The organism is Endozoicomonas sp. ONNA2 (genome assembly GCF_024606365.1).
In the GTDB taxonomy this organism is placed as follows: Bacteria; Pseudomonadota; Gammaproteobacteria; order Pseudomonadales; family Endozoicomonadaceae; genus Endozoicomonas.
This window is the reverse complement of record NZ_JAHHPO010001206.1, coordinates 1-4,467: the sequence shown is the minus strand read 5'-3', so window position 1 is coordinate 4,467 and position 4,467 is coordinate 1. Positions and strand designations below refer to the sequence as shown.

Sequence of the window (4,467 nt, the reverse complement as noted above, 5' to 3'; positions counted from 1 at the left end):
TATGCAGTGGACTGCAACTCCATTTAGACCGGTTCGACTCCGGTACTCGCCTCCATGCCTATTTACATACCATTTTTAGAAAAAGAAAGAATTCCAGCGACTGGGGAATTTCTTTTTATCCTTGATGAATTCCAGAAGCGAGGAAAGCGGCATATGTTTCAGCGACTCTCTGGCCTCCCGAAAGCCATCGCCATAAATCGGATCGGCACTTTGCTCTATTTGTTTTTTTCGGAATTCAGCATCTTTGGTATTAAGGTTTTTCAGCCAGATATATTCCATTAATACGCACATTCCTTCCTCTACCTTCAATGGCAGATTTTCATAATAATTATAAAAAAACCAGGCATGAGTGAGTTCATGAATCATGACGGTTCGAAAATGTTCCTCCGGCAGGTTTATCTGGATTAATATGCAGTCAAAATTTCTGGCCAATACCTGTCCTTTCCGATGAGTTATTGTCGTTCGGGTAACCCCCAGAATAGGGTGGTTGTCATGAAATTCATGTTGACTGGCGTCATTTAGCTCATCACGTCCACAGAGTTTTACCGGCGTTTGTGTCGAGTTCAGACCAAGCCCAACCGATGCCAGAGCCGATCGCATTTCAACAGCAATGCTGTCCGCACGCTCTTGGGTGGAAACACCATTAAGGCTGCATTTGTTACAGATAACAACACCATCAGGGTACTGCATGCCGCCATTGGTAAGATTGTCACAAACAAGGCGACTGCAGCTGGAACATTCCGGATGTCCATGGTGGTTATTGCAAAAAGCGTTGCCCCAGAAGTCCACAAAGTAGTTTCTGGTGAGCGGGTTACGGCAGACAGAGCAGAGTGGGGCGGTTTGCTTTTGTGCACAAACAGGGTGCCAGGCCATCTCATCGAGTTCCACATAGTTTCCCTTGATGGGCTTTCGGCAACTTGGACACTTCAGGCAGTCAGGATGAAAGGCCCGATTCCTGAATACCACAAAGGCCTTTCCTGCAAATGGTTTTCTACAACCACTGCACCTGAAACAACCGGGGTGCCAGCGCATGCCCATAGCCTTGATGAATTGGCCCTTTAATGGTTTTTTACAGCCCTGGCAATAGTTCATGACCTTCCCTGATGCATGAGTATTCAGTCTCCAGACCATTAATGGAAGAAATCTCCCGTTATCAATCGCAACAACAATTTTTCACAAACAATTCTTCATGGTGACAGGGTCTTCCTTGGCTGCCTGATCAGATATGGTGATCGGCAGCCATCTTTTTCAGTCGACTTGCTTCTGCATGATAGTATTGGCTTGTGGTATTGATTGAATCATGGCCTGCAAATATAGCAAGGTCTTCGATATCCATTTTTCGAGCCAGGTGTGTCAGTGCTGTATGGCGCAACGTATGAAACGGCAGCTCTTGTAATCTGTACCTGATATCTGGTGATGCCTTGCTCCGACAATCGTCCATGAATGATCGCCACCAATACCGAAGCCCCCTGGCTGTCAGTGATACGATCAAACCGTCGGTTTTGCGTGTTTTTGGTGCCAGGGGAAAAGCGTCTCCGTACAAACCTGAGAATCCATTCATGCGTCTGTATTCAATGATTTGCTGTTGCAGCACTGTATTCAAGGGTACCTGCCTTCTTTTCCTGCCCTTGCCCAGAACACTGAGATAAAAACCGTTGTCATTATCAGGATGTATATCTGAACAGGTATGTCCCGTCAGTTCAGATTCCCGCAAGGCCAGTCCATAGCTCAACGATAGGATGAGGCGGGTACGGGTTGACTCAAGTCGTTCTCTTTCAGTACCCATTGGCAGGCCACCCAGGCACTTTCTAATAAATTGCCACTCATTATCATAAAAATATCTGATGATGGTGTTGCCACGAGCCAACTTTTCACCGGACCGGATTAATGATGCTGCCGGATTTCCGATGGTATACCGATTTTTCTCAAGAAAGGCGAAAAAAGAAGACAGTACATCAATAACCAGATCGGTACTCTTTCCCGGCTTGATGGGCGATTTAAACATAATCCTTCCTGGCTGACCGGGAAGTACGCCTGGCATAAGCCAGCGCGTCGGTAGGTTCTGGATAAAATTCACATAAGCCTGCAGGTGTTTAAGACGCACATCTTTATATCCAATGCCCAATTCAATGTATAAAAACGCTGTCAGCCGGGTAACTTCTCGCTCATAACGACGCAGGGTCTCTTCTGAACGAGCCCCGGACTTGTTCAGGAAAAGCGTCATTGCTTCACCATCGTTGCCCGCACCCATCATGTTGTCATTCTCATGAGCGGGTAGGGCGGGGAAGGTATCCGGATAAAAGACAGGATGAATCGGTTGGCTCACTGCGTCACCTCAGGAGTTTCAGTTTTTTTAGACAGTGCTTTTTCAAAAGCTTCGGCAATACCGCGGGCTCTTGCAAGCTCAAGCCGGAGATTATCGATTTCATCAAGCCGTTCTTCAGCTTGCCGGAGGCGACTTTCCAGCTTGGCTTTATCCGATATTGCAGCCCTGTATTGCTCTTGCGCTATTTGGGATTCCGTGGCTCCAGCCAGAAGGTGCCGTAGTGCGCCTAATAGATTATCCTGATCACTGTCCAGCAACACCATTGACTGACTGGCAAGCTGAACCATGGCTTCTGCCTTGCTTTTCTCTGAAGACAGGGCGTTTCTCTCTTCGCAAACCTGAATGTATGCCCTCGACTTGCTGTCCAACCGACTCTGAAGCTCCAGATTATCTTTTCTCAACGCCTGTTGTTCCTGAAGTTGGTTGCTTATCTTCTTTTCCAGTTCCTGCTTTAGCCTTCGCTCATCATCGACTACGCCGATCCAGTGATTCAGTTGCTCCTGACATCGATGATCCATCTGCTTCTCAAGATTGTTTATGGCCTGAAGATGAAGGGCTTTTTGCTCAGCAGCTGCGCACTGCAGCTGTTCAATTTGTCTCTGCTCTGATGTCAGGCGTGATTCCAGCTCTTTCAGGTCCTGATTGCTTTGTTGTAATGCGAGCCTTGTTGTATCGAGTTCTGCGCTGAGCTGCCGGACCTGCCCCTGAAGCTCAGAGTTACTGCGAGACAGTTGACTATTCTTTGCCAGAACCTGATTCAGGCTTTCCTTTAGCTCATCAATCTCCTGGTTTGCGGACTCTTCAAAATTCCGCTGTTCTTCTGATAACTGATGTTTCCACTGTACCATGCCTCTTTTCAGACTTCTGATCAGGTCATCAGGCAACTCAAGCGTCTCGGCTTCACCCAGAGCACCTGAATACCGCCACTCATTGTAATAAGGCAATACGGTTTGCTTGCCCATTCTCCCGATGCGGGCGACCTTGTCAGCGTTAATTCGTTCTCCTTTCTCTTTCAAGTCATCAAGAATACTGAAAACGTGCTGCCTTCTCACTTCATCTTGCTCTGAGCCCTTCATATTCTGCTTATCCCAAAATAAAAGAAACTGATAATACTGGTATTGTAATACCAGTATTATCAGTTCCACAACAGATAACTTTACTGCCGGTAACTGAACTTACCGGCAGTAAAGTCCTGATGTTGCAATGTATTCGCATCAGTTCGATTAATGAGGACTTTCTATCATTGACCAGACCCGGTTCAGCCTGAAGCTCAGTTGAAGGGCGTATACCACACCTGAACAAAGACTGTGCCGTTCAGCCATCGTCCGGGGAGGATTGGGATTTCAGACATGATTGAAGTGAGGGAAGAAGAGTTTGTCTAAAAATCTCTGACGCTTTTCGAATAGCCCCGCTATTCTCTTCAATAGCAGAAATTTTTAGACCAATACATCGCAACCGCAGCAGGGCAGTCTATTCTCCGAAAGCCTCCTGGCCACAGAGAAAAAGATTTTTTCTCTCCGTGTCTCCGTGGCAAAAGAGGGTCTTATTCCGGTATGTTGACAAACACCGCAAGGACACTTAAGAAACAGCAGGTTCCTGATGTTTGCTTATCATCTCCTCCAGAATAGTAATAGTCGCGGTAACACGGCGCTGTGTTGAACGAGCTTCCCGAAGCATTTGTTCCAGCTCTTCACGAGGCAGCGTGGCTCCCATCTTCCCTAAGGCGGCGGCGTGGTTGTCGCCTGCAGCAGTGTTCAGTCTCAGCGCATCCTTCAAGAATTGTGGCTGTTCTTCATCAGGCAGTGTGGCACCCATTTTCAATAAGATGTCAACAATCTTGTTTCCGCCAGCACTTATTCTCAGGGCTTCCCTCAGAAATTGTGTACAATCTTCTGAAAATAGTCTGACGTCTTCCTTCTCAACCAAGTTAAGGACAATGTCGAGACCTTCATTACTGAAGTTGCACATGACATCCCTCAGGGCTTGTTCCAGCATCATCTCCATAATGGCGCAGATATGCTTACTGCCCCAGGGACTGTCCATTCTCTCGGCTTCTTTCTTGGCTTCAGCCAGTTGTTCCATGGAAAGTTTAGCTCCCATATCCCTCAAGGCATGAACGTGGTTGTTGCCTGCAGCGCTGT

At 47.2% G+C, this 4,467-nt stretch carries 4 protein-coding genes; all 4 read right to left on the bottom strand.

Translation table 11 applies throughout. The features are described 5' to 3' along the window. Positions 1-75: 75 nt before the first annotated feature. Entirely contained in the window at positions 76-1,092 is a 1,017-nt protein-coding gene (locus KDK14_RS21205; protein ID WP_257267258.1) for a protein DA1, read from the bottom strand. Between the two features lie 127 nt (positions 1,093-1,219). Beyond that, on the bottom strand, positions 1,220-2,326 hold the full coding sequence (locus tag KDK14_RS21925) for a tyrosine-type recombinase/integrase (RefSeq protein WP_257267256.1): 1,107 nt from the start codon (positions 2,324-2,326) through the stop codon (positions 1,220-1,222). Continuing rightward, a complete protein-coding gene (locus KDK14_RS21195) occupies positions 2,323-3,471 on the bottom strand; it encodes a hypothetical protein (protein WP_257267254.1) in 1,149 nt (382 codons plus the stop codon). The genes KDK14_RS21925 and KDK14_RS21195 overlap by 4 nt, the downstream gene beginning before the upstream one ends. A gap of 433 nt (positions 3,472-3,904) precedes the next feature. Further along, positions 3,905-4,467: hypothetical protein (locus tag KDK14_RS21190; RefSeq protein WP_257267253.1), on the bottom strand; the 563-nt coding region annotated here is incomplete at its 5' end.